Below are 25,709 nucleotides of genomic sequence, written 5' to 3' on the forward strand. Positions count from 1 at the left end.
TGCTCCGCCTAGACACCCAGGTCCAGGTCGAACCGGGGAGCGCGGCGCTCTTGCAATGCGCTCACTCCCTCCCGCGCCTCGGGGCTTCCGAAGCCCATGAACTCCAGCGCCAGCGAGGTATCGAAAATGGGTCCGGCCTGACGCAGCCAATTGTTCAGGGCGTACTTGGTCCACCGCATCGCACCCGGCGCGCCTGCCGCGAGCTTCCCGGCGATCTCAAGGGCTTTGTCTTGAAGCGCGTCGTCCTCAACGCACAACGACACGAGACCCAGCGCTTCGGCCTGCGCGCCGCTCACGGGTTCGCACAACATCAGGTGGTATTTGGCCTTGGCCATCCCGCAAAGCAAGGGCCAGATGATGGCCGCATGGTCGCCTGCGGGGACGCCCAGCTTGGTGTGGCCGTCCACAATGCGGGCCGATTTCGCTGCAATCGAGATGTCGGCCAGCAGAGCCGCCACCAGACCCGCGCCCACCGCCGGGCCATGAATGGCGGAGACGATAGGTTTCGAACAGTTGATGATGTTGTAGACCAGGTCTCGGGCTTCTCGCCAGACACGGGCCCTGGCCTTGAAATCGTCGTTGATCTCTTCGAGCATGCGGAAATCACCACCAGCCGAGAACGCACGCCCGGCTCCGCGGATGATCACGGCGCTGACCTCGGGATCGGTGTCGATCTCGCGCCATACCTCCGCCAGTTCGGCGTGCCCCCGGGAATCCAGGGAATTCATGCGCTCGGGGTTGTTCAGCGTCAGGCGCAGAACACGGTCAAGCGGACGGTCGAATTCAATCGCCGTGTAGTTCTGATAACGAAGGTTTTCTGTCATCCTCGACTCCAACTTCAGGTACGTGATTGGGCGGCCGTTTGTCGGCCGTCCGCGTTCTTCTGCGCCGATATGACGCGTGCCTTTCTGCGTAACTGCTGGCGCAATTGTGCGATCCGCACTTGCTTTATCAAAGACCACCGTTGCACCCTTAGTGTGCGCTGATGCACAATGAGCCATGGATACGCACCCCGAATGGAACGACCTCAAAGTTTTTCTGGCTGTCGCACGGCTGGGCACGATCTCCGATGCGGGGGAGAAGCTCGGGATCGAGCACTCCACTGTTTCGCGGCGGATCGACCGGCTGGAAGCGACCTTGCGCGTGGTCTTGTTTGACCGACGCCGCAGCGGCTATTCGCTGACCGATGCTGGCCATGCGCTGATTCCTCACGCGGAAAAAATGGAAAGCGCGCTGTTGGCCGCTGTGGGAGAAAGCCTGGAGGCGGCCGACTTCATCAAAGGCAATGTTCGCGTTGGAACACCGGAAGCATTTGGTATCCACGTGCTTGCCCCGGGGATGGCGCAGTTGCGCCAGAAACATCCCGGACTGCGCATTGAACTGATGGCCCAGCCCCAATTCCCCAGCCTTGTGACCAGGGAAGTCGAAATCCTGGTGACGCTTGATCCGCCGCAGATGGGGCGATACAAGGTCGCGAAGCTGGCGCAGATCGACTACTTCCTTTATTGCTCTCCTGCCTACCGGGACGCCCATCCTCCAATACGTGAACTCAGCGACGTCGCTCAGCACGATTTCCTGGACTACATCCATGATGGTTCGGTCAGTGAGCGCTATCGCGTGCTTGAAGAGCTCGTCCTGGAACCGAATCGATGTTTCAGCTCGAACAGCGTGCTTGCACAGCGCTCGGCCGCAGCGGCTGGGCTGGGGCTTGTCTTGCTTACGCCCTATGTCGCAAACGTGAATAGCGGCGACCTCATCAGCGTTTTTCCTGATAAGCCCCTCATTACGCGGAGCTTATGGATTGCGGCGCCCGAAGATCTGCTGCGGATCAAACGCTACCAGTTCGCTTGGCGATTTATCCGTGAACAGGTCGAATCGCAGCCGGAGCTGTTCCACCCGCCCGCTTGATCGCTGTGCAGAATTGCACAATAAGGTTGCGGCAAATCCATTGTTCCGGCCGCATCGAATCCCTAGTATCTGGGGGGTTACCACCCACTCAACCCCATTTACTTCGGTTAGAGAATGAGAAAGATATATGGAGATGTGGCCGACGCCCTGGACGGGGTCATCACGAACGGCCAAACGATAGCTGTCGGGGGTTTCGGCCTGTGCGGCATTCCTTCAGCATTGATAGAAGGGATGCGTGACAGCGGCGTCGGCAATCTGACTTGCATCAGCAACAACGCTGGCGTTGATGACTTCGGTCTGGGGCTACTACTGCAGTCGCGCCAGGTGAAGCGCATGATCGCGTCGTACGTTGGCGAGAACAAGGAATTCGAAAGACAGTACTTGAGTGGCGAACTGGAGCTGGAGTTCAACCCTCAAGGGACGCTTGCGGAGCGTTTGCGCGCAGGCGGCGCCGGAATTCCCGCGTTTTTCACCAGGACTGGCGTCGGCACTGTCGTCGAGGAAGGCAAAGAGACCAGGCAGTTCGGTGGCCAGACCTACATCATGGAGTTGGCGCTCCGGCCGGATGTCTCGCTGGTGAAAGCAAAGCGTGCAGATCGAGCAGGCAACCTTGTCTTTGCACGCACAGCTCGAAACTTCAATCCCGACGTGGCAATGGCGGGAGCGGTGACGATCGCCGAAGTGGAAGAACTGGTGGAAGAGGGCGAGATCGATCCTGACGATGTGCATCTGCCAGGAATCTTCGTCGATCGTATCGTCGTCGTACCCAACCCGGAAAAGCGCATCGAGCGCAAGAGTTTCCGTTCACGGCCGCAGTAAGGAGAATTTGCGATGGCTTGGACACATGACCAAATGGCAGCGCGCGCCGCACAGGAACTGCACGACGGCGACTACGTGAATCTGGGAATAGGCTTACCCACGAAAGTGGTGCAATACGTGCCTGACGGCATGCAAGTATGGTTGCAGTCCGAAAACGGACTGATCGGCATCGGGCCGCCCCCTTATGAGGACGAAATCGACCCGGACCTTATCGACGCGGCCAAGCAGACGGTGACAACAGCGCCTGGCGCATCCATCTGTTCGTCTTCCATGTCGTTCGCCATGATCCGAGGCGGCCATATGGACCTTACGATCCTGGGAGCCATGCAGGTCAGCGCGCAGGGAGACCTTGCAAACTGGATGATCCCCGGCAAGATGGTCAAAGGCATGGGCGGGGCCATGGATCTTGTTGGTGGCGCGCGCCGGGTCATTGTGCTCATGGAACACAACACGCGTGACGGTGCGATGAAAATTCTGGATCAGTGCTCTTTGCCGCTGACCGGTCGTAGCGTGGTGCACAGGATCATTTCCGACCTGGCGGTGATGGACATCACCGACGAAGGGCTGGTTGTAAAAGAGCTGGCGCCCGGCGTTACGCGCGAGGCATTGCAGGAAAAGTCGGAGCCTCGCCTGGTGTTTGCACTCGGATAGCCGATCTAGGCGCGAGGAGGCGACTGATAGAACGTCTTTGTCCCGAAGTCGACCTCCACGCCTAGACCGATGCCTTCCGGCAGCCGGCCCAGACAGGACTGTTGATGCGATTGGCGCGCTGCACATCAACAGTCGTCCGAAGAATTCGAACGTCGCGACAGAACGCATGGAAGTATGCCCAATCGGCTGTGAAATCGGGTTGCGCTTGGGGCTTTGTTAAGCGGGTGGCTTGGCAGCCCATTGCCGAGTTCGCGTGGTTTTTGGCATTCCGTTACCAAACTCGCACCTTGACCCGCTGCACAAGGTCGCTCACATGTGGGTCGTGGATCCCCCAGCGGGCGAGCGCGTCGTCCAGACGAGTCAAATATTCACGATTACTCCCGAGTGGGCCGCTTGCCATGGCGACATCGGCGGCAACCGCGTTGAGTTCATCTGTCGCACGATATTGGGGGTGCGTCGTTTCGGCGACGAAAGCGATGACCGAAACCCGACGCCCATCCGCCAAACGTGCTTGCGCCCAGACTGGCCGATACAGCCCGTGCACCATTTCACGGATCCACACCAGGCGTAGTTCGTCGAGCAACGTATCTTCCGCCAGCCGGAAAGCAAGGCCGCGGCACTCTTCACCTTCCCGCAGCGCCAGCATGCGTCCCGGGACCGCCGGCGTCGCTCGGCCGGCGCTCAAGCGTAGGCAGAAACTACGGTGCCATCCGCCAAGCGTTGCCAGTTGCTGTTCTTCTGCGTCGATCACCGGATTCCACATCAGCGAGCCATAGGCAAATAGCCAAACGGCCTCGCCCGACACTCGTCCGGATAAGGTGTCTCGCATCGACTGTTCAATGGCCTCCATCGTCCACGCAGGTTGATCAGCCGTGCCGGCAAGCAAGTCGACGTAACTGCCACTATCGAAGAGGTCGCGAGTCAGCATGGCGCTTGGGGAAATCAATACGGGACGTTGAATCAGCGAATCGCCCGTGCGACCAGTTCGTGGGAGCGGCACCGTTGCTCCGGGTCGTAGATCCGGCTGTCTATCATCAGCTCGTCTGCACCGGTGCGCTGCACCACGCCCTCGATCCAGGCGCTCACTTTTTGCTGATCGCCTGCCACCGTCATGGCGAGAACCTCGTCAAGCACGCGGCGTTCGTTCTCAGGCAGGCTCTCCACATAACCCTCCACCGGGCGCGGCAGCAAGCCAAGCCGGCCCATGTGCAGATTGAGCATCCATTGGCGGTGGGAGCTCGCAAGAAAATCCGCCTCTTCATTCGAGTCTGCGGCGAATATGTTCACGCCAACCATCACGTAGGGCGCCGCCAGCCACTTCGACGGACGAAAGTTCTTTCGGTAGTAGTCGACCGCCTGATCAAGCATCCTGGGTGCGAAGTGGGAAGCAAAGGCATAAGGCAGGCCCATCGCTGCAGCGAGTTGGGCGCCAAACATGCTCGAGCCCAAAATCCAGACCGGCACATCGTGAACACCGGGCACACCATGGGCAGGACGCCGGCCGTTGTTGGCCAGGTAGTCCATCACTTCAGTGACGTCTTCGGCAAAGTCATTCTCGATGCCACTACGCCGCAAAGCACGAACGGCGGCGCCGCCGCTGCCTGGAGCGCGTCCCATGCCGAGGTCGATCCGGCCGGGGTAGAGGGCGTTCAAGGTGCCAAACTGTTCTGCAACGGCAAGGGGGGCATGGTTGGGGAGCATGATGCCGCCCGAGCCCACGCAGATCCGAGAAGTTACCGCGGCGATCTGATCGATAATGAGCGACGTCGCCGCGGAGCCGATGCCGGGCATGTCGTGATGCTCGGCGATCCAGTAGCGCGTGTATCCGTGTTGCTCCACGTGCTGTGCGAGCTGTTTGGACTCCCCGATTGCGGTGGCAAGGTCTTTTCCCTCGCCGATCATCACGAGGTCGAGAACGGATAAGGCTGTCATAGCAAGGTCCTGTGGTTTCGAACAAATAGTTGGTTGAGGGAAATGGGTTATGCCGCCTGCTGCTGGGCGCGGTACGGCGGATAGTCTGTGTATCCGCGTTCGTCTCCGCCGTAGAACGCTTCCTTGCCGGCCTCAGCTAGTGGCCATCCTTGGCGGAATCGCTCGACGAGATCCGGGTTTGCAATGAACGGCCGGCCAAAGACTACGAGGTCGGCGTCGCCAGCGACCAGCGCCTCTTCGGCGGTCTGCGCCGTAAAGCCTCCCGCCAGCACGAAAGTGCCTCCAAAAGCCCTTCGAATATCGCCTTGGAACTGAGCCGAACCCAGATGACTGGCATGCAAGTACGCGATCTCGCGTTGGCAAAGCGCGCCCGCCAAGCCTATCCACGTGGCCTTATCCGAGTCGAAGGCGTGCAAATCGCCCAAGTGGGCAAACGGAGAGACGCGGACGCCGACACGCTCGGGGCCGATTGCAGAGGAGACGGCATCGACCGTTTCCAGCAAGAGCCTGAGCCGGTTTGCGATGGTTGGACCGCCGTATTGGTCCTCACGTGTATTCAACCCCGCATTGATGAACTGCTCGAACAGGAAGCCGTTGCCAGCGTGGATTTCGACACCGTCGAACCCCGCCTCGATGGCGTTTTGAGCGGCCTGCCGAAAATCCGCAATGATGCGCCGGATCCCCGCGATATCGAGGGCTTGTGGAAGGCTTGCCGGCACCTGCGCGGGTTCGCCGGCATCGTCGTAGCCTTGAACGAGCGAGTCTTCAGCCTGCACTGCCACTGGAGCGACGGGCGATTGGCCGTTCGGCAGCAAGCTATGGTGTGAAAGCCTGCCAACATGCCAAAGCTGGATAAAAATCCGGCCGCCCTTGCTGTGGACCGCATCGGTGACCCGGCGCCATCCGGCGATCTGTGCAGGCGTATGGATACCGGGCGTGCATAAATAGCCGCGGCCTTGCGGAGAAACCTGAGCACTTTCAGTAATGATCAATCCTGCGCTCGCGCGCTGGGCGTAGTACTCGGCCATGCTGGGTGAGGGCACAGAGTCCAGTGCTCGCGCGCGGGTCATGGGAGCCATGACCACGCGGTTTGAAAGCGTCAGAGCGCCCAACTGGTACGAAGAGAAGAGGGGATTCATGTGAGCGCTCCAATCAATCGTGAGAAGGATGCTGCGGGAGCACGAACTCAGCGAGTTCGTCGAGGATTTCGCTATAGGGCTGCCGGCTGACCTTCGGATTCAGCGCAACGTGCGAGACGCCTGCCGCGCGCGCCTGGTCGAGATATGCGGATAGGCCATTTCGTCCGGCACGAAAGCCGCCCCGGATTCGTTGAAAGGGCTCGTTGGGATCGGCGCTGAGGTCAAGGTAGCCGCCCAATCCCAGCGGTTTGAATATCAGCTCCGGGTTCGACTGGGCAACGTGCTCCGTCCATTCTTGCGCCAGCTGAGGGAGGCGTTCGGGTGAAACCGCGCCGGTCAGCAGTCCATCCATGTGCTCGGCGATCCAGGCCATACTCTGCTGGGCCGTGCCCACGGCGATCGCAGGCACGCGGCCATACAGGGGCTTCGGCACCAAGTCCAGCGTGCCAGCCGACCCTCCGAAGCGCGCCGATCGAAATGAGGGAAAGCGCTGTTCGGTGAGAGTGCGCAAAACGCCGTAGGCATCGCGATAGCGTTCTCCCCGGGTGTCGTAGTTGATGCCCAGCATTGGATAGTCGCTTTGGCGGTCGCCAGAGGACAACCCCAGCATCATGCGTCCACCGCTCAGTTGGTCCAGGGACGTGGCCTGCTTGGCCAAATACATCGGCTCGTGCGTGGGCAGCACGATGCCGGTCGTGCCAAGGGCGATCCGCTTTGTCGCGGCGGCAAGATAACCGATGTAGACCATCGGCTCGAAAACCTGGGCAACGTCGCCATAGGCGCGATCATGAAACGGCACATCGCGCATCCAGAGCGCGCCAAAGCCCAAGGCTTCAGCGCGCTGCGCCGTCTGAACATGACCTTCCATGGTGGGCGCTGGCCGACCGGGATGCGTTTCAAGCGGAAGGATCAGGCCGAGCGTCAGGTGGCCTGGGCGGTAAAGGCGGCGAAAGCCGGGATGCGCTGCCAGGTCCGGAGCCGTGAGGACGTTCAATGAAGCGAAGTCGGGGGTGTCCATGAGACTGGACCTCCAATCAGAGCGATGAACGCAGTCTGATTGAATCCCCGCTATTGATAAACCACCCTAAAAGCGCAAGACTCGAGAATAAAATTCCCCAAAATCTGGATATTTCTTCTTTCTCACGCCGATGGATCAAACCGCTCCCACGGCACGCCGTCGCGCCATTGATCCACGAGCAGATCGATGAAGGTGCGGGTGCGGGGAGACAGATGGCGCTTGCTGGGGTAAATGAGCCGTATGGGATCGGCCGGCGGCCGGTAGGCTTCCAGGACTTCAACGAGATCTCCCCGCTGCAGATCCTTCCCGGTGATGTAAGTCGGCAGATGGATAAGGCCGAATCCCGACAAGGCCGCCTCACGCAGCGCCTCGGAACTGTCGATGTTCATACGCCCCGGCCCGTCGCATACTTCGATCGCGCCGTCATGCAGAAAGCGCCAAGGCATCGGACGCTGACCACTAAGGAAAAAGATCGTGTCGTGCTGCGCCAGATCCGCTGGCGTGGCAGGCACACCGCGATCCGCCAAGTAGCCTGGTGACGCGCACGTGACAAACTGCTGTCCGCCGATCGTTCGGGACAGGACGCGGGCATCGTCTTTGATGCCACCGATGCGCACCGCCACATCTATTCCTTCTTCAATCAAGTCGATATAGCGGTCGGTGAACCAGACGTCTGCCTGGATCTGCGGCCAAGTCTTCACATACGCGTTCAGCACCGGGAGGATATGGCGCTGGCCGAACGATAGCGGGGCAGTCAAGCGCAGGATCCCCCCCGGCTTGCCGCGGCGCTGCGCCATCGTTGCGTCAACTTCGTCCAGGTCTTCAAGAATCTGGCTCCATCGATCGAATACGACCAGCCCTTCGTCAGTTGGATTGAGTTTGCGTGTGGTGCGGTGCATGAGACGAACGCCAAGGCGCGCCTCCAGTCGCGCAACGCTCTTTCCAACGGCCGACCGTGTCAGCCCGAGCGAGGCGGCAGCCGCGGTAAAACTGCCGGTCTTCACCGCGGAAACGAAGGCGAGGATGTCGCCGAACCGATTGGGTTCCATAGGTCTGCTCACCGAAAGGTCACGCCCAAAGTGGGCGCTAAACATGGGAATCCATTTCCCCAATTAACGAAATAGTATTCGAACTTGTCGAATTAAAGCCCGTATAGCCGCCGTCAGCTCGGGTGCTGAGCGCTACACCGGCCACCCACCACGAGTTCCAATGCCATGTCTGCTCCGCTAATTGGCCCGCTGCCGCCAGAATTGCAGTCTCACCCCGCCTATACCCGTGTCTTTAAGCCCGGACAACTCACCTTCGGCTTCATCATGCCGCTGGAGGGTTATCCGGATTCGCCGTTTCCGACCCTTGAAAACCATGCGCGCATGGCCCGAATCGCGGACGAGGCCGGATTCTCCGCGCTCTGGATGCGCGACGTGCCGTTCTATGACCCGAATTTTGGCGACACCGGACAGATGCTGGACCCCATGGTTTATCTGGGCTACCTCGCCGCCCATACGCGGCGCATCGCGCTGGGCACCGCTGGCATCGTGTTGACGCTCCGAGATCCGCTCATCGTCGCCAAGCAAGCCACTTCTGCCGATCATCTGCTGGATGGCCGTCCGCTGCTGGGACTTTCCACCGGCGATAGAAGCATCGAGTATCCGGCGTTCGGCCTGGACTACGAGAATCGCGCCGAGCGGTTTCGGGAGGGCTTCGGCCTTATCAAAACGGTCACCGAAAACGCCTTCCCGGTCGCCCGCACCCAGCACTATGGCCAACTCGAGGGCACTATAGATCTCATTCCGAAACCGGTCGGGCGGCGGCTGCCCATGATCGTTGTTGGCAGGGCACGCCAGACCTTCTCCTGGATCGCGCAGAACAGCGACGCCTGGCTCTGGCATCTGAGTGATTTCCGGCAGTTGCCCGCCATGCTCGAGGAATGGCGTTCGGTACATGGTGAAAACTGGCTTCGGCCCTACGGGTATGGGGCTTTCTTCGACTTGCTCGATAACCCGAATGCGCCCATGCAATACGTGGGAAATGGTTTGCGATCCGGCCGCAACGCGTTGATTGCGCTGTTGGCGCATCAGCAAGAGCACGGCGTGAGCCATGTGGCGTTCAACCTGAAAGCCTTGCGCCGGCCTGCCGAGGACGCGTTGGCCGAATTGGCGGAGTTCGTGCTGCCGCAATTTCCTTCCGAATGAGGTGACTCACCATGTCGAATGCTATTACCCGCCCCGTCTTGACTGCTGCCGTGGACGCGTTTATCCAGGCCTGGCAAAGCGCACCTGCGCGGCTCTCGCCGCTCGATGTGTCCGAGGAAGTCGAACTTGTCTCCAGCCACCGCGCTGCGGCGCAAGGCCGGAACGCCGTGACGGCTTGGCTGGCTGCGGAAAGGTCTCCCTTCGAGGCGTTGGAGATTGCACACAGCAATCTGGTGCTTGCTGCAACTGATGAAGAAGGCGTTGTTGGGGCGTACTTTTATGGCCAAGGATCGGCCCCCGAGGGGCGGACGTTGGCTTTTGGCGGCGTTCTGCTCCTTACCGTGAAGAACGCCGCCGAGGCGGCGCGTATCACGCGCATCCAGATTCAGATGAACTGGACGGAGGGAGACCCGAAGCTGGCCCCTGATTGGACGATGCCAGTGATGCGGCGGCTTTGGGAACCGGGCGACACCGCGCCGGCCATCGTCAGCGAGCTGGATGCGCCGTGGCGCCGTGTGCCGCAAAGCAAGCTCACGTTTACTGACGATGAGGCGATAGCAAGTGCCTGGTATCGCTATGCATGGGCGCTGGATCAAGCCGATTACTCGCTGTTCGACGCAGCCTTCACAGCGGATGCGACGGCGGAACTGACGCCGATGGGAACGCTGACGGGCAAGCACACGTTGGTGGGCACGCTCAAAGCCTTCCGCATGCCCTGGCCTTGGATGAAGCACTACGGGGAGCCGATCTCGATTGAACACGATGGCAGCACGGCAACCATGATTCTCGGACGGCTGATACCAGGTCGCACGCGGACAGCGTCGGGCAAGCGCCTCTTCGGCGCCCATTACAAAATCGGTGCGCGAAAAACGGCGGGGCAGGGATGGCAGATCAATGAAATGCGCTACGTGCCCGGTTGGGTGGAAGTCGAGTGAGACCACGGCGCGTCTTCCACGGCCAAAAATCGGGGAGGACGCGCCGCACGAAAGACGTGCTACTGCCAAGCCGGCGCAACTGCGGTCTCGCGCATGATCGCTTCAGGTGTCCGGTATCGTTCGGCCATCTCCCGCTCTTTCTCGTCGCGGAGTTGGGCCTGCATGTAACGGCCCAGGTCGCGGGCATGGCCAACGATAAACTTGCCGAACGCCAGCCGATCGCGCTCGTAGGCCTGCAACGCGTGGATCACGTCCTGTGTGCCATCCAGCGCGTCCACCAGAGCGCGTGCGTCGCCGGCTGCCTTGGTCACGCCCATGCCACAGTGGGGCCGGGCGACGAAGGCCGCGTCGCCCAGCAGGGCGATCCGGCCGACGGCCAAGCGCTGGCTCTCCAGGTCAAAGATCGGCTGGAAGAACAGGTTTTCCGTCTTCTCAACGACTTCGGCGAACTGCGGCGCCAACACCGAATGCGCCGCGTCGCGCGCATGCTGCACGATTTCGGGCCGGATGAGGGGTGGGGGGATGCCGTCCATCCAGACTTGGCCCTGGCTGTCGGTCACCATGTCGCGAAAGGTGGTCTGGGCATCTGCGGGGCGATACCAAACGAAATTGAAACGGCGCGCGCCTGCCTCGGCGTCGGCGGATCCCGCTACGGGATACGCGATCATCTGTTCGTGCGGGGGCAGCCCGAACGCAAAATAGGGGCAGAGTTCTTGTCGGGTGCGGGGACTTAGGGCGGACTCTTCCACCAGGCCGCGCCAGGCGATGTACCCGGCGTACTCGGGTCGAACCTCAGGAAGCAGCGCTTGGCGGATAGTTGATCGAAGCCCGTCCGCGGCAATTACCAGATCAGCCGAGACGCGTGCGCCGCCAACGAACACCAGGGTCGCCGTGTGCTCATCCTGCGTGATGCGCTCCAGGGCGTGACCCCGGTGATAGCGGGACTCTGGGAAACGCGCTTTCAGAATGCTGTACAACCGTCCCCATGCCGTCAGCAATTGAGGCAAGGGCCGGCTTGCCAGGACGCTTCCGTCAAGGGCCAGCGTAACGCGCTCGGCGACCTCGATGCCGACCGATTCGTCCGACTCGACCCCGATACGGCCGAGCACGTCGAGCAATTCGGGATGTGTCACGATGCCCGCTCCGCGTCCCGCCAACTCATCTCCGACGCGTTCGTACACGTCGACGTCCCAGCCTGCACGCAATAGCAGGTTCGCAGCGAACAAACCACCGAGCGATCCCCCGACCACCGCAGCCTTACGCGTCGTCGCCATGTTTGGCCTCCATCGGTTGTGCGGAATTTGCCAGCGCGATGGCCTCCGCGGCAGGGTAGTTGAGTTCGATCGTGACGCCCGATGGGTCTTCGACGAATACCTGGTGTAGACCGAGACCGGGCACCGTCCGTTCGCGGAAAGGAAGGTCGGCACCGGTCAGGCGCTCCCGCATGTCGGCGAGGTCGGAGGCCAGAAAGGCCAGGTGGTCCACGGCGCCGCTGCCTTGAAGGCTGGACGCTTCTTTATCGCCGAGGTAGTCAGACAGCCCCTGAGGATCGTTGGGGTCGATGCCGATGATATGGACGACGCCGAAATCCGCCTCGTCGCCGCCTTGGTAGAGCCAGATGCCGGGAAAGTTGAACGCCGGCCGAAAGCCCTCCTTGAATCCCAGGACCGTGGTGTAGAAATGGCGCGACGCCTCAAGGGAGGTGGTTCGCACCGAGTAGTGGGCAAGCTTGCGGATAGGCATGTTGCTCCTCCTTTTTTAGTGATCGGTTGATAAATACTAATGATCGAACGATCAATAAACAAGCTCAATTCAGCGAAAGGACCACTGGGGTTTTCCCCTTAATGGATTTCGTTGACATTGGCCATGTCCTGGATCAAAGTTATCGAACGATAAACAACGAATTTCAGATTCGTGAGACGAGGAGACTTCGATGACCATGCGAACGTCGGGCATGCTTGGATCTCTGCTGCTGGGTGCGATGCTCTCAGCCGCGGTGGCACAGGCTCAGAACATCAAGATCGGCCTACCAGTTCCCCTGAGCGGCCCGTATGGCGCGGAGGCGCAGGACCAGGTTCGTAATGCCGAGCTGGCGGTCAAGCAGTTCAATGACGCGGGGGGGCTCAACGGCCAGAAGGCCGAACTGCTGGTGCGTGACGACCGGTTGAATCCTGCGGAGGCCGCGACGCGGGCGCTTGAGCTTATCGAGAAGGACGGAGTCAACTTCATTGTGGGCGGCCTGTCTGCGGCGACGCAGTTGTCGATCAACAATGTGACCCGGCAGCGCAAGAAGCTCTACATCTCCATCAGCCAGTCCGACGCGATCAACGAGGCAAGCGATGCCAGCCCGTATACGTTTCATGAGGCGCTGAACCCGCACATGACGACACAGGCGGTGGGCAAATATGTGTTTAAACCGGGCATGAAAGTCGCATTCCTGACTGCGGACTACGCCTATGGCCATGAGATGACGCGTGGATTCACGGAAGTCGCGCGGCAGCAGGGGGCCGTCGTGGTCGGAGAAGTCAAGCACCCCTTGGGCGCGAGCGACTATTCCGCTTTCCTGCCGCGCCTGAAGGCATTGAACCCCGACGTGCTGGTATTCAACAACTTCGGCGCCGACAACCGTATCTCGATCAAGCAGGCGGCCGACTTTGGCATGAAGCGCAACATCAAGTTCGTGACGCCGATTCTGACCTATACCGCGCGAATCTCTGGCGGGCCGTCGACGTATCAAGACGTCATTGGTGGCACGCAGTACTACTGGGCCATCCAGGACGGCGTCTCGTCCGCCAAGGCATTTAACGCCGCCTTCCAGGCTGAGAATAAGGGACGTTTCCCATCGGACTACGGTGCGATGGCCTATTCGGCGGTTAAGTCGCTCTTGCTGGCGGTGAAAGCGGCGGGCAGCACGGATACCGACAAGGTGGCGGCAGCACTCCGCGACTTGAAGTACGACACCTACAAGGGGCCTCAGTACTACCGCGCCTGCGACCAACAATCGGTGCAGTCGGTGCTGGTGATCCAGTCGGTGGGCAAGGACAGCGCGCATCCTGACGAGGTGTTCAAAGTTTTGCACACCGAGGCTCCGAGCGAGCAGATCTTGCGCAGCTGCGAAACGCTTGGGTTCAAGTAAGAACAACTCTCCGCCGAGGCCTGCGCTTCGGTGGAGCAGGGGATACGTATGACTCTCGATCTTGTGCTGCTCCAGCTGTTCACCGGTCTTGCGCTTGGAGCAATCTATGTGCTGCTGGCGGTGGGCCTGTCGCTGATCTTCGGCATGCTTACCGTCGTCAACTTTGCCCACGGTGCATTTTTCATGCTCGGCGCCTATGCCGGTGTGCTGGTGCTGGACTGGACACAGAACTTTTGGGCGGCAATGCTACTTGCGCCGATCGCCGTCGCGGGCATCGGAATGATCTGCGAGCGGTGGTTGATCCGGCCGCTCTACGGGCGTGGCATCGATTACCCGCTGTTGCTGACCTTTGGTCTTGCCTACATGCTCGTGGAAGCGGTGCGCATGGTGTTCGGGCGAGCGGGTCTGCCGTTTGATGCACCCGAGGCCCTGAGCGGTTTCACCAACCTCGGATTCTTCGACTTTCCCACCTACCGACTCTTCATCATCGCGGTCACCGCTGTACTGCTGCTGGCGCTTTGGCTTCTGCTCGAGAAGACGTCCTTCGGCTTGATCGTCCGGGCCGGTGCCCGTGATCCGGTCATCGTGCGGGTGCTGGGTGTCGATGTGTCCCGTGTCTGGTTGCTCGTCTTCGGCCTTGGAACGGGTATCGCCGCGCTGGCAGGCGTACTCGCCGCACCGCTACAAGGGGTGTCGCCGGAAATGGGAACGTCGGTGTTGATCGTCGCCTTTGTCGTGACGGTTGTCGGCGGTATGGGCTCCTTGATGGGCGCGGTCGTAGCCGGCCTGCTGGTCGGGGTCGCGGAAAGCATTTCTGTGCTGTTCTTCCCGGAAGCCGCAAAGGTGTCGATGTTCGTCATCATGGCCGCGGTGTTGCTCTGGCGGCCGCAGGGGCTGTTCGGACGCTCTGGTCTGATGGCATAAGGAATGAAAATCATGAATTCACTGTCATTCGCTGCCGAAAAGCCGGCAGCCCGCAGCACCGGTCTCGTCGCGGCGGTGTCGCGGCACCGCGTGCTGGCGTCGATTGCATTCTTCTGTGTGTTCCCATGGATCATGCCGTACCAGTCCGTCGCCATCAACGTGCTGATTTTCGGTCTCTACGCGTTGGGCTTCAACCTGCTCTTTGGGTACATGGGCCTGCTGTCATTCGGACACGCCGCCTTTCTGGGTACCGGCGCGTACACGGCCGGCATTCTGATCTCGCAGTACGGAGCCGGCTGGTGGTGGGCCGTTCCGGCGGCCGTCGCAATGTCTGCCGTGATCGCGCTGATCATGGGCCTCTTGGCCATAAGAACGCGCGGAATCTACTTCGCGATGGTGACGCTGGCTTTATCGCAGTGTGTCTACTTTTTTGTCTACCAGCTGCCGGCATCCGGAGGTGAAAACGGCCTGCGCGGCGTAAACGTGGCAGAAGTGTCCCTTTTCGGCCTGAAGTTGAATCTGCTTGATCCCATGCATAAGTACTACTTCATCCTTGGCTTCGTGGCCATTGCCATGGCCGTGCTGTCACGCATCCTGGCGTCACCCTTCGGCGGCGTGATTGAGGCCATCCGGGAGAACGAATCCAGGGCGCGCGCCTGCGGCTTCGACGTCGACCGCAGCAAGCTGCTGACGTTCGTTCTGTCGGCGGCGTTCTGCGGACTGGCTGGCGCCCTGAATGCCATTCATCTCTCCAGTGTCGCGATCGAAACGCTTGCGTACACCACATCCGGCATGGTGGTCATGCTCTGCTTATTGGGTGGCATGGGCACGTACTTTGGTCCGTTCGTGGGCGCGGCGTTGTTTCTGTTCATTCAGGACGTGGCCTCGGAATACACGGAAAACTGGCAGCTCTACGTGGGGGCCGTCTTCGTTTTCTTCGTTCTCTTCTTCCCTAAGGGTGTCTGGGGAACGCTGTTGGAAAGGATTCGTCATGAACGCTGATCCCATTATCGAGACCCGGGCCGTAAGCAAGCGGTTTGGCGACTTCGTAGCACTAAAAGACGTTTCGGTGCGGATTCCTCGCGGTCAGCTCACCTCGATTATTGGCCCCAATGGCGCAGGAAAGAGCACTTACTTCAATTTGTTGTCGGGTGCGTTCTCGCCGACCGAAGGCCAGATCTACTTCGAAGGGCGCGATATCACCGGGCTGCCTGGCCATCGCTTCGCGCACAGCGGGATCGCCAAGTCCTTCCAGATCACCAATCTCTTCCCGAGTTTCAGCGCGCTCGAGAATGTCCGGATTGCGCTCCAGGCGCACGTCTCACGCTACAACCTCTGGAGTCGCCGTGACAGCCTCGCGCAACTGCGTGATCGCGCCATGTCCTTGCTCGAGACCGTCGGCCTGGCCGAGAAGAGCCGTGTGCCGGCTCGGGAGCTCGCGCATGGCCAGCAGCGGGCGCTGGAGATCGCCGTTGCCCTGGCAGCGGATCCATCGTTGATGCTGATGGACGAACCCACCGCGGGCATGAGCCCAGAGGAAACGCGGGCCATGATGGCCCTGATACGCCGCCTGGTGGAGGAGCGAAGCGTGATCCTCGTCGAGCACAAGATGAAATTGGTGATGGGTATCAGCGACAGGATCGTCGTGCTCCATCACGGCGAATTGCTCGCTGAAGGCACTCCGGACGACATTCGCGCCAATGACACCGTGAAGCGTGTCTATCTTGGCCAGGGAAATCATTGAGGTCGATCATGCTGAAAATCGAAAACTTGCATGCCTGGTATGGCGGCAGCCATATCTTGCAGGGCGTCAATCTCGAAGTCGGGGCAGGGGAGTTGGTTTGCCTCGTCGGGCGCAACGGCGCCGGAAAAACCACCACGGTAAAGAGCGTCGCGGGTCTCATCCCCAAAACCCGAGGCACCGTGCGATTCGAGGGCAAGGATATCCTCGGCTTGCCAGCGCATGCGCGTTACGCCATGGGCTTGGCGTATGTTCCGGAGGAACGGCGCATCGTTCCGGGCTTGACCGTTCGGGAGAATATTCAACTGGGTTTGATGCAATCTCTGTTGCATCGGCGTGAAAAAGAAATCATCGATGAAATCGCCGAGACCTTTCCCCGGCTCAAGGAGCGGTTGGACCAACAGGCCGTAACCATGTCCGGCGGCGAACAACAGATGCTTGCCATTGCACGCGCCACCGCATCGCGGCCGAAGTTCATCATGCTGGACGAGCCGTCAGAAGGCATCATGCCGGTACTGGTGGACGAGATGTTCCGCTACTTCGAATCGTTGAAAGCCTCCGGGGTCACGATTCTGTTGATTGAGCAGAACGTCGAGCTTGCACTGAAGATTGCGGATCGCGCCTACATCCTCGATCAGGGAGAGATCGTGCATACGGATACCGCACGATCAATGCTCGCGGACGAAGCGATGCAGGAGCGCTATTGTTCCGTTTGACGCGAGCTGCAGCCCGCCGCCCGGGGCGGCGTGGCGGATTGCTAGAATCGCATGACACCTCGGAGGTCACGCTCCGAAAGATGCCTAAGGAGACAGACCCTGGACGCACCAAGCAAACAAGGCCGCCGCCTTCAGCCCGAAGAGCGCGAGCAGCAGATTGTCGAAAAGGCGATCGAACACTTCACCCGAAACGGGTTTGAAGGCAGCACGCGCGAGCTGGCCAAGCAGATCGGCGTCACGCAGCCGCTTCTTTATCGCTATTTTTCAAGCAAAGAGGCGCTGATCGAGCGGGTGTATACCGAAGTCTTTCAATGGCGGCGCGAATGGGAGGCGCAGATCAAGGACCGATCCGTGCCCCTGCGTGATCGGCTGCATGCGTTCTATATGGATTATTCCACCGTCATCCTGCGTGAGGAGTGGATCCGTATTTTCATTTTCGCGGGCCTGACGCGCGACGGCATCAACAACCGATACCTGACCCGTCTGCGTACGCAGGTTTTCTTGCCGGTGCTGGCCGAATTGCGTGCCGAATTCGGGGTGGATGAGCCACGGGACCGCGCAGAAGTGGACGCGGAGATCGAGATGATCTGGAGTCTGCACGCCGCGATTTTCTATCTTGGCGTGCGTAAGTGGATCTACGGCTTGAAGGTCCCAGCCGACCTGGACCAGGTCGTGCGCCAGAAAGTAGACATGTTCCTGCATGGCGCGCCGCCTGCGATGCGTGCGCTACGGGCCAGCCGCAACGCCTGACCCGTCATTTGGTCCGAATTATGTCTGGGGCGCTCGACCTGAGAGCGCCGACCTCATCCTGTAACGCAATGGTGAACTTTTGCTGCGCAAGTGTCATGGGCCGGTCTACCCGGCGAGCCAGACTGCGTGTCACCCACAAACCATCGATTTGCCGGCCCGCTAGCGTACCCGTCGCAAGGTCGTCCTGTAACGCTGTGTAGGGCGACACATGCGCTCCGGCCGCATTGGCGAGCAGGCCCCGGGTGACGGCAAGTGATTCGGATTGCATGATGACGTTTAGCGCAAATCCCTCCGCACGCGCCGCGTGCTCGAGCAGGCGCCTTAAAGTGTTGTCCGGGCTTGGCTGAATGAGAGCCAGGTCGCGCAACGATCGGACCGCCAGGCTCGTTCGACGCGAACCCGCAACCTTATGGCCGGGATGATAGAACACCCACAGGCTCTCTTCATATAGGGGGTTTTGATGCAGCAGCGGGTTCGCCGGCGCGTCGGTCAGGACCGCCATATCCAGCCGATCCGACAGAAGCGCATCCCGCAGTTGCGTGCTGTACCCCTCGTCCAGCACCAGGTCGGCCATCGGATGCGCCTGCCGGAACGTCGTGGCGGCCTGCGCCACGAGCGACGCGCCGACCGATGGGGGAAAGCCCACGCGCACCGTGCCGACCACCTGCTGCGAGCTTGCCTGCACCGTGGAGCGGGTCTCAGCCGCAAGCCGCAGCATCGCCGCCGCGCCGGCCTGTAACTGTAGCCCCGCCTCGGTGGGTTCTGCGCCCCGGCTATGCCTGAGGAGCAGTTCAACGCCAAGTTCCTCCTCGAGTTGACGGATCTGACGGGTAATGGCGGGCTGCGCGATATGAAGGGCTTGAGCCGCCTTGGTCATGCTCCGCAGTTCCACCACTTTCAGAAAATACTTCAGTTGGGTCAGGTCCATGGGCTCGGCAACGCGGCGATGCAAGTCCGTCATGCCGCTATGTTATGGGTTCGATCGACAAATGATATTTCATTTATGGGGGTAAAGCCCGTACGCTCCTGGTCATAACTCGAGGAGACTTAGATCGTGAATGTTCTGAAGACGCGGCTCGTCGTTGCCGCAGGCGCCATGATGGCGATCACAGGCGCGGTTCCGGCGGTAGCGCAATACCCTGAGCAGCCCATTCGGATCGTCGTGCCTTTTCCGGCAGGCGGGCTAACAGATACCTATGCGCGAATGTTTGCCCGCAATCTGACGGAACAATTGGCGCAGCCCGTCATCGTGGAAAACGTGGCGGGCGCCACCGGTCAGATCGGTTCAGACCGCGTGGCGCGTGCCGCGCCAGATGGCTACACCTTGCTCTATACATCCAGTAGCGCACAAGTCCTGGCGCCATTGATGGCGCGCAAACCGGCATTCGATCCGGTCAAGGATTTCACGCCCATCACACGAGTGATCGAGTATCCAGTCGTGCTGTACAGCCACCCGGGACTGCCTGTGACGTCGGCCACGGAGCTGGTCGCACTCGCGCGCAGCCGAGGTACTCCAATGACCTGCGCCAGCGTTGGGATAGGAAGCGTGGGGCATCTGGCCTGCCAGCAGTTTGCGCTGGCAAACCGCATCGAGCTTCTTCATGTTCCCTACAAAGGCGCGGCGCCGGCGCAAATGGCCGTGATCAGCGGCGAGGCGGACGTGACGTTTGACAGTGTGGGAGGCAGCCAGAAGATGGCGGACGCGGGCAAACTGCGCGCATTGGCCGTTCTGGGAGACCGCCGCACCGACGGAGCTCCTAACGTGCCGACAGTCGCCGAGGCCGGATTGCCGGCGGTCTCTGCGTACGTGTGGACTGGAGTGCTCGGACCCGCGGGTCTGCCACGGCCGATCCAGATCAAGTTGAACGAGGCGCTGGCCAAGGCGCTGAAATCTCCCGAGTTTTCGGCGCGCATGAAGCAGGACGGCGCCGACAACGCCGCCGGCTCTCCCGCGGAGTTCGCCGAGCGCATCCGTCAAGAGCAAGCGCAATGGCGCGACGTGATCCGAGTGAAGAACCTGCAGATCGACTAAGCGCGAGGAACAGACTGTGCAGAACCAAGAACAAATGATTGTGGAATGGGACGTCGCCATCGCGATGGACGATGGATTGACGCTGCGCGCAGACGTGTTTCGCCCGCGCGGAGACGAGCGCGTTCCCGTACTTCTGAGCTACGGTCCGTACGGCAAGGGGCTCGCATTCCAGGAGGGATACCCGACGGCCTGGGAGATCATGGCCAGGGAACATCCCGACACAGTCACAGGCACGAGCAATCGTTATCAGAACTGGGAGACCGCCGATCCGGAGAAATGGGTTCCGCATGGCTACGCGCTCTTGCGCATTGACTCAAGGGGCGCCGGCCGCAGTCCGGGCTACCTTGATCCTCATTCGCCGCGCGAGATCGACGACATCGTTCAGTGCATCGCCTGGGCGGCGCAACAGCCGTGGAGTAACGGCAAGGTCGGGATGAGCGGAATTTCGTATTACGCGTCCAACCAATGGCGTGCCGCCGCGCGGCGTCCGCAGGGTCTGGCGGCAATCTGCGTGTGGGAGGGCTATCACGATCGCTATAGAGATGCGACACGCCACGGCGGCATGTTGTGTTCTTTCTCGCGAAACTGGGCTGAAATGCAGGTCCGTACCGTGCAGCACGGCCGTGGCGAGCGGGGAGCCCGAAGCGCAATTACCGGCGAACTCGTGGCAGGGCTCGAGACGCTCGCTGAAGACGTGCTTGCGGTCCAACGCGCCAACCTGTGGCCGGCGTTCCAACGTGAACATCTCGATGGGCCGGTCTATCAGGAGCGAACGGCAAAGCTCGAAGATATCGATGTGCCGCTGCTGTCGTGCGGCAACTGGGGAGGGCAGGGCTTGCACCTGCGGGGCAACGTCGAGGGCTTTTTGCAGGCTGGAAGTCGTCAGAAATGGCTGGAAATGCACGGTGGCACGCGTTGGGCGGTCTACTACACGGACTATGCTGTCGAACTGCAACGCCGCTTCTTCGATCATTTCCTTAAAGGCGCGGATAACGGCTGGAACTCCACACCGGCGGTACGCCTGCAAGTGCGCCATATTGATCATTTCGTCGAACGATTCGAATACGAGTGGCCTCTGGCGCGTACGCAATGGCAGCGTCTCTACCTTCATCCCGACGGCAGCCTGCGGGAAGACATGCCACCTGGCATGGCTCGGCTCGATTACGATCCACAGGCCTCCGGCCAGCGGTTCGTTTCGGCGCCTTTCCGCGAAACGACGGAGATTACTGGACCGTCCGCAGTGAAGCTATTTCTGTCCTCGCAAACCGAGGACGCAGACGTTTTCATCGTGCTGCATCTGATCGATCCCGCCGGCGAGGAGGTCACCTTCCAGGGTGCGCTCGATCCTCACACGCCGATTGCTCAAGGTTGGTTGCGAGCGTCACAGCGTGAACTCGATATACAGCGCAGCCTGCCGTATCGCCCGTATCACACGCACGCGAACGTTCAACCACTGGAACCAGGCGTGCCCGTGGAACTCGACGTGGAAGTCTTGCCGACGTCCATCGTGGTGCCTGCGGGCTACCGTATTGGTTTATCCGTGCTCGGCAAGGACTACGAACACGCCGGGGAGGGGGCTTCGTTGTCGAACATGAAGAACGTCATGCGCGGCTGCGGACCGTTCCTGCACGACGATGAGGGAGACCGGCCAGCGCACATTTACGGTGGGCGCTGCAGCCTGCACTTTGACGGAGAAGCCGCACCGTATGTGCTGCTTCCGTTCATTCCTGCGGCCTGATGCGCCGGATACCCGCGAAATGAGTCGCCGGCCGCCAGTCGCAGCGGCCGGCTACAGCGCGATCTTGGAGGTGGATTTCACGACCTGCATCGGAATTTCGGTTTTGACGCTTTGGACGATGGGCAAGACCGTGAGGTGCTTCACCTGGAACTCGCGATAGGCGGCCAAGTCCGACACCACAACGCGCAACAAAAAATCGCAATCGCCGGCCATCAGATGGCATTCGGTGATTTGATCCATCAGCGCGACCTCTCTGGTGAACGCCTCCACCGTTTTTTCATCCTGACCCGTGAGCCAGACGCGTACGAACACCGTCAGCGCGGCATCCACCATGGAGGGATTGAGAATGGCAGCGTACCGCTGGATGTAGCCGGCATCTTCAAGCAGTTTGACGCGGCGCAGGCAAGGGGAGGGCGAGAGGCCCACGATCTTTGCCAGTTCCACGTTCTGGAGCCGGCCGTCGTCCTGCAGGGCGTTGAGGATCTTTCGGTCGATCTTGTCGAGCGTGGGAGTCATGGCGGGAGCGGGGCTAAAGATATTGGCGTTCCCGCGCGGGCGGGAATCGTACTGGTATTTGGAACCAATGATCAGTAATTGAGTGGCATGAAATGTCAATTATAAAGATTTTACGAGCACGATAAGACGGCAAATTCTATTGCGCTTGGCGGATAATTTTTGTCTCTTCACGACTCAACGGATTGTGGTCATGCAGCATGAACAACTCGACTCCACGCGCGCAGCGTCGCTGGTTGGCTTCATAGGTTTGGGCGTCATGGGTCAACCCATGGCGCTGAATCTGGCGCGCGCCGGTGTGCCGCTGATCGTGTGGAATCGCAGTCCGGAGCGCACGGCGCCGCTGGCGGCCGCCGGCGCCCACGTTGCGCCCGACGTCGACACCTTGCTTGGTCAGGTTGAACTGGCCATTGTCATGCTGGTCGACAGCGCGGCGATCGACGCCGTGTTTGGAAGAGGTACCCCGGCGTTTGCCGCACGCGTCGCAGGCAAGACGATTGTCAGCATGAGCTCCGTTGCGCCGGATTACGCGCGAGGCCTTTGCGCGGACATCGAGGCCGCCGGCGGTCGCTATGTGGAGTGTCCGGTCTCCGGATCACGCAAGCCCGCCGAGGCCGGTCAACTGGTGGGGCTGATCGGCGGCCGGGAAGAAGACGTCGAGCGCGTTCGCAGTTGGATTGCGCCCATGTGCCGGGAGATCGTTGCCTGCGGTGGCGCGGGCGATGCGCTTCTGATGAAGCTGTCCGTCAACCTCTACCTGAACACGATGCTGGCCGGCCTGGCGGAAGCGGTGAACTTTGCCGAAAGGCAGGGACTTGATCTTGCCGTGCTCCAGGCCGCCATCGACGCCGGTCCCATGGCATGCGATGTAACGCGGGTGAAGATGCCCAAGCTGACCGCGAACGACTTTTCCGTTCAAGCGGCATCGTCGGACGCCTGGGCGAGTTGCCAGCTCATTGCCGAGGCTGCGCGGTCTAAAAACATCGCATCGCCGCTCCTGAACCTGAGTCTGGCGCTGTACGGGGAGACGGTGACTCTGGGTAACGGCCGCAATGACATGGTGTCCGTGATTGAGGCCATCCGACGCCGGTCTGACGAACTCGGATGATCGAAAGGCCGACATGTTGGTCGCGATGTTCGCAACGTTCCTGGCGAGCCTGCCTGTTTTTGGTCTGATCGCTGCGGGTGCAATCGCTGCGCGCACCAAGGTTCTTGCCGATGAGGCGGGTGATGCGCTCAATCGATATGTGACCTGGCTGGCGCTGCCGGCCCTCTTGTTCAAGACCGTGGCCGATGCCCGCTGGGATGCCCTTTGGCAACCAGGGTTCATTGCGTCATTTTGCTTGAGCGGCCTCGTGACGCTAGCCGTTGCAATGCTGGCGGCCCGAATCTTTGCCCGCCGCGCGTTGGCTCAGTCGGCGATCGACAGTCTCAACGCGAGCTACCCTAATGTGGGTTTCATGGGATTCCCGTTGGCGGTGGCGCTACTCGAGCCTGCAGCGCTGGTTCCGACGACCATCGCCGCCATTCTCACGATGTGCGTGTTTTTCGCCTTGACCATCGTATTGGTCGAGCTCGGACTGAATGCGGGGGCCGGGGTGTGGATTGTGGGCAAGAAAGTTACGAAAGCCGTTTTGCGACACCCCTTGATCGTGGCGCCGGCTTGCGGCCTGCCATTCGCGCTGGCGGATTTGGCTGTTCCGGGTCCGATCGCTTCTCTGGCCAGCCTGCTGGCGGCCTCGGCGGCGCCCTGCGCCTTGGCTGCAATTGGACTGTTTATGGTTCGGGCCAAAGGCGAAAATGGCACCAACGAGACCACCGGCGTTGCAGCACTGATCGGTGGCAAGCTCCTGCTGCAGCCTTTGCTCGCCTGGCTGTTCGCGCGATACGTCTTTAATCTCGATGCTGAGACCGTTCTGGTTGCCGTACTGATGGCCGCGTTGCCTACGGGCACCGGCTCGTTCATGCTGGCGGGGCATTACCGATTCGATGCAGCGCTGCCGGCTCGGGTGATCGCTGGCTCGACCTTGCTGTCTATCGTGGCCATCGCCCTCGTCGTGGCGCTCTTGCGCTAGGCGTGACGCCTTGTTCGGAGGGTCAATGCGATGGCGCAGGGCGCACCGATGGCGATCTTTTAGAATTGCAGGCGCAGGTTTACACTTTCCCGGAGCGCAGTATGGACCGATTCGCGGCATTGGCCGCCTTCATCGCTGTTGTCGAAAACGGCGGCTTCTCGCCGGCCGCGCGACGGTTGGGCGTCGCTCCGTCATCGTTGACGCGGCAGGTCAACGCGCTCGAGCGCTCGCTGGGTACGCAATTGTTGAACCGTTCGACTCGGGCGCTTACGCTGACTGAAGTGGGGGAGCAGTACTTCGACGATGGCCGCCGTGTTCTGGGAGACCTGGAGCGCGCGGATCAATCGGCTGGTGAGCTGACCGGCCCTCCAAAAGGAGTGCTTAGGCTGAGCGTACCCGTCGCATTCGGGCGCCTGCATGTGGCCCCATTCCTTCCCGCGTTCCTGGCCGCGTACCCGGGAGTGCGTTTGGACATCCAATTGACCGATGCGGTGGTGAATCTTGCCGAGCAGCGGATGGATATGGCGATCCGCTTGGGCGCCCAGCCGCCTGATACGACGATTGCGAAGCGTCTGGCTCCGCATCGTCGGGTAATTTGCGCGAGCCCGGCCTACCTCGAAGCGCACGGTACGCCGGCGGAGCCCCACGAACTGAGCGATCACAATTGCCTCTTGTTCGACTACCTTGCCGGTCGGGCCGCCTGGACATTGTCCAAAGGCGACGCGTCGCACGAAATGGAGGTGCGGACGAAAACTTGGACTCCTTTGGAGATAGTTCATGTATTCGTACGCAGAACGCATGCAGGCCGTGCAGCTCTATATCAAACTGGGTAAGCGCATAGGCGCTACCATTCGTCAGCTCGGCTTCCCGACAAAGAATTCACTCAAGCAGTGGTATCGTGAATATGAACGTCATCTCGACTTACCGGCAGGCTATGTACGCACCGTGCCATGGTATTCGGATGAGCAAAAGCGAGTCGCTGTGGAGCACTATCTGAGCCACGGCCGTTGCCTGGCACAGACCGCGAAGGCGCTGGGTTATCCTTGCCGCACAACGCTCTCGGCTTGGATTGATGAACATGACCCTGACGCCAGGCGACGCGTCGTTGGAAAGGTCGGAACCGCCAAACCGCGATCAGAGCAGCAGAAGCAGGCCGCAGTGATCGATCTGTGCTCCAGGCGCGAGAGTGCGCGTGATGTGGCTGAAAAAGTTGGCGTGAGCCGCCAGACGCTGTACAACTGGAAGGATCAGCGACTTGGCCGCGAGGCCCCTGCATCCATGACACGCCATCGCGATTTACCACAGACAGCCGACCGTGAGGAACTGCAACGCGAACTTGAGACCTTGCGTAGAGACGTTCAGCGCCTGCAGCTTGAGCACGACTTGCTAGAGAAGGCCAATGAACTGCTAAAAAAAGGTTCATCGCAGAATAGCGTGGAGCGATTTGGCCAGATTTCGTACTCTTGAGGCCAGTTTCTGGTGTTCAGGAG

Annotated in this window: 26 protein-coding genes and 1 pseudogene; 17 read left to right on the top strand and 10 right to left on the bottom strand. The window is 60.7% G+C overall.

The genetic code is table 11. The features are described 5' to 3' along the window. Positions 1 to 8: 8 nt before the first annotated feature. Positions 9 to 824, bottom strand: coding sequence for an enoyl-CoA hydratase/isomerase family protein (locus BPET_RS05940; protein WP_012248165.1), 816 nt, complete (start codon positions 822 to 824; stop codon positions 9 to 11). Positions 825 to 999: 175 nt separating this feature from the next. Between BPET_RS05940 and BPET_RS05945 the strand changes: the two genes are divergently transcribed. From BPET_RS05945 to BPET_RS05955, 3 genes are all read left to right on the top strand, one after another. After that, positions 1,000 to 1,908, top strand: coding sequence for a LysR family transcriptional regulator (locus BPET_RS05945; protein WP_012248166.1), 909 nt, complete (start codon positions 1,000 to 1,002; stop codon positions 1,906 to 1,908). A 114-nt stretch (positions 1,909 to 2,022) separates the two neighbouring features. Then, on the top strand, positions 2,023 to 2,727 hold the full coding sequence (locus BPET_RS05950; protein WP_012248167.1) for a CoA transferase subunit A: 705 nt from the start codon (positions 2,023 to 2,025) through the stop codon (positions 2,725 to 2,727). Between the two features lie 12 nt (positions 2,728 to 2,739). Continuing rightward, complete coding sequence (locus BPET_RS05955; RefSeq protein WP_012248168.1) at positions 2,740 to 3,378, top strand: CoA transferase subunit B; 639 nt, start codon at positions 2,740 to 2,742, stop codon at positions 3,376 to 3,378. Positions 3,379 to 3,649: 271 nt separating this feature from the next. On the opposite strand, the gene BPET_RS05960 is transcribed toward BPET_RS05955, so the two are convergent. From BPET_RS05960 to BPET_RS05980, 5 genes are all read right to left on the bottom strand, one after another. Next, entirely contained in the window at positions 3,650 to 4,306 is a 657-nt protein-coding gene (locus BPET_RS05960) for a gamma-glutamylcyclotransferase (protein ID WP_012248169.1), read from the bottom strand. A gap of 32 nt (positions 4,307 to 4,338) precedes the next feature. After that, on the bottom strand, positions 4,339 to 5,310 hold the full coding sequence (locus tag BPET_RS05965) for an LLM class flavin-dependent oxidoreductase (protein WP_012248170.1): 972 nt from the start codon (positions 5,308 to 5,310) through the stop codon (positions 4,339 to 4,341). Positions 5,311 to 5,357: 47 nt separating this feature from the next. Beyond that, positions 5,358 to 6,449 (bottom strand): alkene reductase, encoded by a 1,092-nt coding sequence (locus BPET_RS05970; protein WP_012248171.1) that lies wholly within the window; start codon positions 6,447 to 6,449, stop codon positions 5,358 to 5,360. Positions 6,450 to 6,462: 13 nt separating this feature from the next. Continuing rightward, entirely contained in the window at positions 6,463 to 7,467 is a 1,005-nt protein-coding gene (locus BPET_RS05975; protein WP_012248172.1) for an LLM class oxidoreductase, read from the bottom strand. 122 nt (positions 7,468 to 7,589) lie between these two features. Further along, positions 7,590 to 8,516, bottom strand: coding sequence for a LysR family transcriptional regulator (locus tag BPET_RS05980; RefSeq protein ID WP_041862742.1), 927 nt, complete (start codon positions 8,514 to 8,516; stop codon positions 7,590 to 7,592). Positions 8,517 to 8,681: 165 nt separating this feature from the next. Here BPET_RS05980 and BPET_RS05985 point away from each other — a divergent pair, with 165 nt between their 5' ends. Next, complete coding sequence (locus BPET_RS05985) at positions 8,682 to 9,659, top strand: LLM class oxidoreductase (RefSeq protein ID WP_012248174.1); 978 nt, start codon at positions 8,682 to 8,684, stop codon at positions 9,657 to 9,659. Between the two features lie 11 nt (positions 9,660 to 9,670). Beyond that, positions 9,671 to 10,594, top strand: a complete 924-nt coding sequence (locus BPET_RS05990) for a nuclear transport factor 2 family protein (protein ID WP_012248175.1) — start codon at positions 9,671 to 9,673, stop codon at positions 10,592 to 10,594. A gap of 59 nt (positions 10,595 to 10,653) precedes the next feature. Here BPET_RS05990 and BPET_RS05995 read toward each other — a convergent pair whose 3' ends face one another. Together BPET_RS05995 and BPET_RS06000 are read right to left on the bottom strand one after the other, a co-directional pair. Then, positions 10,654 to 11,868: an FAD binding domain-containing protein gene (locus BPET_RS05995; RefSeq protein WP_012248176.1), complete on the bottom strand. Its 1,215-nt coding sequence runs from the start codon at positions 11,866 to 11,868 to the stop codon at positions 10,654 to 10,656. Beyond that, on the bottom strand, positions 11,852 to 12,337 hold the full coding sequence (locus BPET_RS06000; protein ID WP_012248177.1) for a VOC family protein: 486 nt from the start codon (positions 12,335 to 12,337) through the stop codon (positions 11,852 to 11,854). The genes BPET_RS05995 and BPET_RS06000 overlap by 17 nt, the downstream gene beginning before the upstream one ends. 190 nt (positions 12,338 to 12,527) lie before the next feature. On the opposite strand from BPET_RS06000, the gene BPET_RS06005 reads away from it, so the two are divergent. Genes BPET_RS06005 through BPET_RS06030 form a run of 6 tightly spaced genes read left to right on the top strand, consistent with a single transcriptional unit; the run spans position 12,528 to position 17,861 of the window. Further along, positions 12,528 to 13,730 (top strand): ABC transporter substrate-binding protein, encoded by a 1,203-nt coding sequence (locus BPET_RS06005; RefSeq protein WP_012248178.1) that lies wholly within the window; start codon positions 12,528 to 12,530, stop codon positions 13,728 to 13,730. 48 nt (positions 13,731 to 13,778) lie between these two features. Continuing rightward, entirely contained in the window at positions 13,779 to 14,654 is an 876-nt protein-coding gene (locus tag BPET_RS06010) for a branched-chain amino acid ABC transporter permease (RefSeq protein ID WP_012248179.1), read from the top strand. Between the two features lie 12 nt (positions 14,655 to 14,666). After that, positions 14,667 to 15,656 carry a branched-chain amino acid ABC transporter permease gene (locus tag BPET_RS06015; protein WP_012248180.1) on the top strand — a complete coding sequence of 330 codons (990 nt, stop codon included), beginning with the start codon at positions 14,667 to 14,669 and terminating at the stop codon, positions 15,654 to 15,656. Continuing rightward, the gene (locus BPET_RS06020) at positions 15,646 to 16,398 is read left to right on the top strand and encodes an ABC transporter ATP-binding protein (RefSeq protein ID WP_012248181.1); all 753 of its coding nucleotides are present in this window, start codon (positions 15,646 to 15,648) and stop codon (positions 16,396 to 16,398) included. The genes BPET_RS06015 and BPET_RS06020 overlap by 11 nt, the downstream gene beginning before the upstream one ends. 8 nt (positions 16,399 to 16,406) lie before the next feature. After that, on the top strand, positions 16,407 to 17,111 hold the full coding sequence (locus BPET_RS06025; protein WP_012248182.1) for an ABC transporter ATP-binding protein: 705 nt from the start codon (positions 16,407 to 16,409) through the stop codon (positions 17,109 to 17,111). Between the two features lie 51 nt (positions 17,112 to 17,162). After that, a complete protein-coding gene (locus BPET_RS06030) occupies positions 17,163 to 17,861 on the top strand; it encodes a TetR/AcrR family transcriptional regulator (RefSeq protein ID WP_012248183.1) in 699 nt (232 codons plus the stop codon). A 4-nt stretch (positions 17,862 to 17,865) separates the two neighbouring features. Here BPET_RS06030 and BPET_RS06035 read toward each other — a convergent pair whose 3' ends face one another. Next, entirely contained in the window at positions 17,866 to 18,789 is a 924-nt protein-coding gene (locus tag BPET_RS06035; RefSeq protein ID WP_158310074.1) for a LysR family transcriptional regulator, read from the bottom strand. A 126-nt stretch (positions 18,790 to 18,915) separates the two neighbouring features. On the opposite strand from BPET_RS06035, the gene BPET_RS06040 reads away from it, so the two are divergent. Beyond that, complete coding sequence (locus BPET_RS06040; RefSeq protein ID WP_012248185.1) at positions 18,916 to 19,893, top strand: Bug family tripartite tricarboxylate transporter substrate binding protein; 978 nt, start codon at positions 18,916 to 18,918, stop codon at positions 19,891 to 19,893. Between the two features lie 16 nt (positions 19,894 to 19,909). After that, entirely contained in the window at positions 19,910 to 21,631 is a 1,722-nt protein-coding gene (locus BPET_RS06045) for a CocE/NonD family hydrolase (protein ID WP_012248186.1), read from the top strand. A gap of 51 nt (positions 21,632 to 21,682) precedes the next feature. Here the strand turns inward: BPET_RS06045 and BPET_RS06050 are convergent, their stop codons facing one another. Continuing rightward, on the bottom strand, positions 21,683 to 22,147 hold the full coding sequence (locus BPET_RS06050) for a winged helix-turn-helix transcriptional regulator (RefSeq protein WP_012248187.1): 465 nt from the start codon (positions 22,145 to 22,147) through the stop codon (positions 21,683 to 21,685). Between the two features lie 190 nt (positions 22,148 to 22,337). Here BPET_RS06050 and BPET_RS06055 point away from each other — a divergent pair, with 190 nt between their 5' ends. The 4 genes and pseudogenes from BPET_RS06055 to BPET_RS06070 all read left to right on the top strand — a co-directional run. Next, a complete protein-coding gene (locus BPET_RS06055; protein WP_012248188.1) occupies positions 22,338 to 23,252 on the top strand; it encodes an NAD(P)-dependent oxidoreductase in 915 nt (304 codons plus the stop codon). Between the two features lie 13 nt (positions 23,253 to 23,265). Beyond that, positions 23,266 to 24,219, top strand: a complete 954-nt coding sequence (locus BPET_RS06060) for an AEC family transporter (RefSeq protein ID WP_012248189.1) — start codon at positions 23,266 to 23,268, stop codon at positions 24,217 to 24,219. A 101-nt stretch (positions 24,220 to 24,320) separates the two neighbouring features. After that, positions 24,321 to 25,052, top strand: a complete 732-nt coding sequence (locus tag BPET_RS06065) for a LysR substrate-binding domain-containing protein (RefSeq protein WP_081483052.1) — start codon at positions 24,321 to 24,323, stop codon at positions 25,050 to 25,052. Then, positions 24,997 to 25,638: pseudogene (locus BPET_RS06070) on the top strand (transposase); the annotation flags it as partial. The gene BPET_RS06065 and the pseudogene BPET_RS06070, both read left to right, overlap by 56 nt. Between the last annotated feature and the right edge of the window lie 71 nt (positions 25,639 to 25,709).

It is taken from the genome of Bordetella petrii, from assembly GCF_000067205.1.
Taxonomy (GTDB): domain Bacteria; phylum Pseudomonadota; class Gammaproteobacteria; order Burkholderiales; family Burkholderiaceae_B; genus Bordetella_A; species Bordetella_A petrii.

Bases quoted from the DNA above. Each gene is read 5' to 3' on its own strand.
- BPET_RS05940 (WP_012248165.1), bottom strand. From the start codon at position 824: ATGACAGAAAACCTTCGTTATCAGAACTACACGGCGATTGAATTCGAC.
- BPET_RS05945 (WP_012248166.1), top strand. From the start codon at position 1,000: ATGGATACGCACCCCGAATGGAACGACCTCAAAGTTTTTCTGGCTGTC.
- BPET_RS05950 (WP_012248167.1), top strand. From the start codon at position 2,023: ATGAGAAAGATATATGGAGATGTGGCCGACGCCCTGGACGGGGTCATC.
- BPET_RS05955 (WP_012248168.1), top strand. From the start codon at position 2,740: ATGGCTTGGACACATGACCAAATGGCAGCGCGCGCCGCACAGGAACTG.
- BPET_RS05960 (WP_012248169.1), bottom strand. From the start codon at position 4,306: ATGCTGACTCGCGACCTCTTCGATAGTGGCAGTTACGTCGACTTGCTT.
- BPET_RS05965 (WP_012248170.1), bottom strand. From the start codon at position 5,310: ATGACAGCCTTATCCGTTCTCGACCTCGTGATGATCGGCGAGGGAAAA.
- BPET_RS05970 (WP_012248171.1), bottom strand. From the start codon at position 6,449: ATGAATCCCCTCTTCTCTTCGTACCAGTTGGGCGCTCTGACGCTTTCA.
- BPET_RS05975 (WP_012248172.1), bottom strand. From the start codon at position 7,467: ATGGACACCCCCGACTTCGCTTCATTGAACGTCCTCACGGCTCCGGAC.
- BPET_RS05980 (WP_041862742.1), bottom strand. From the start codon at position 8,516: ATGGAACCCAATCGGTTCGGCGACATCCTCGCCTTCGTTTCCGCGGTG.
- BPET_RS05985 (WP_012248174.1), top strand. From the start codon at position 8,682: ATGTCTGCTCCGCTAATTGGCCCGCTGCCGCCAGAATTGCAGTCTCAC.
- BPET_RS05990 (WP_012248175.1), top strand. From the start codon at position 9,671: ATGTCGAATGCTATTACCCGCCCCGTCTTGACTGCTGCCGTGGACGCG.
- BPET_RS05995 (WP_012248176.1), bottom strand. From the start codon at position 11,868: ATGGCGACGACGCGTAAGGCTGCGGTGGTCGGGGGATCGCTCGGTGGT.
- BPET_RS06000 (WP_012248177.1), bottom strand. From the start codon at position 12,337: ATGCCTATCCGCAAGCTTGCCCACTACTCGGTGCGAACCACCTCCCTT.
- BPET_RS06005 (WP_012248178.1), top strand. From the start codon at position 12,528: ATGACCATGCGAACGTCGGGCATGCTTGGATCTCTGCTGCTGGGTGCG.
- BPET_RS06010 (WP_012248179.1), top strand. From the start codon at position 13,779: ATGACTCTCGATCTTGTGCTGCTCCAGCTGTTCACCGGTCTTGCGCTT.
- BPET_RS06015 (WP_012248180.1), top strand. From the start codon at position 14,667: ATGAATTCACTGTCATTCGCTGCCGAAAAGCCGGCAGCCCGCAGCACC.
- BPET_RS06020 (WP_012248181.1), top strand. From the start codon at position 15,646: ATGAACGCTGATCCCATTATCGAGACCCGGGCCGTAAGCAAGCGGTTT.
- BPET_RS06025 (WP_012248182.1), top strand. From the start codon at position 16,407: ATGCTGAAAATCGAAAACTTGCATGCCTGGTATGGCGGCAGCCATATC.
- BPET_RS06030 (WP_012248183.1), top strand. From the start codon at position 17,163: ATGACACCTCGGAGGTCACGCTCCGAAAGATGCCTAAGGAGACAGACC.
- BPET_RS06035 (WP_158310074.1), bottom strand. From the start codon at position 18,789: ATGGACCTGACCCAACTGAAGTATTTTCTGAAAGTGGTGGAACTGCGG.
- BPET_RS06050 (WP_012248187.1), bottom strand. From the start codon at position 22,147: ATGACTCCCACGCTCGACAAGATCGACCGAAAGATCCTCAACGCCCTG.
- BPET_RS06055 (WP_012248188.1), top strand. From the start codon at position 22,338: ATGCAGCATGAACAACTCGACTCCACGCGCGCAGCGTCGCTGGTTGGC.
- BPET_RS06060 (WP_012248189.1), top strand. From the start codon at position 23,266: ATGTTGGTCGCGATGTTCGCAACGTTCCTGGCGAGCCTGCCTGTTTTT.
- BPET_RS06065 (WP_081483052.1), top strand. From the start codon at position 24,321: ATGGACCGATTCGCGGCATTGGCCGCCTTCATCGCTGTTGTCGAAAAC.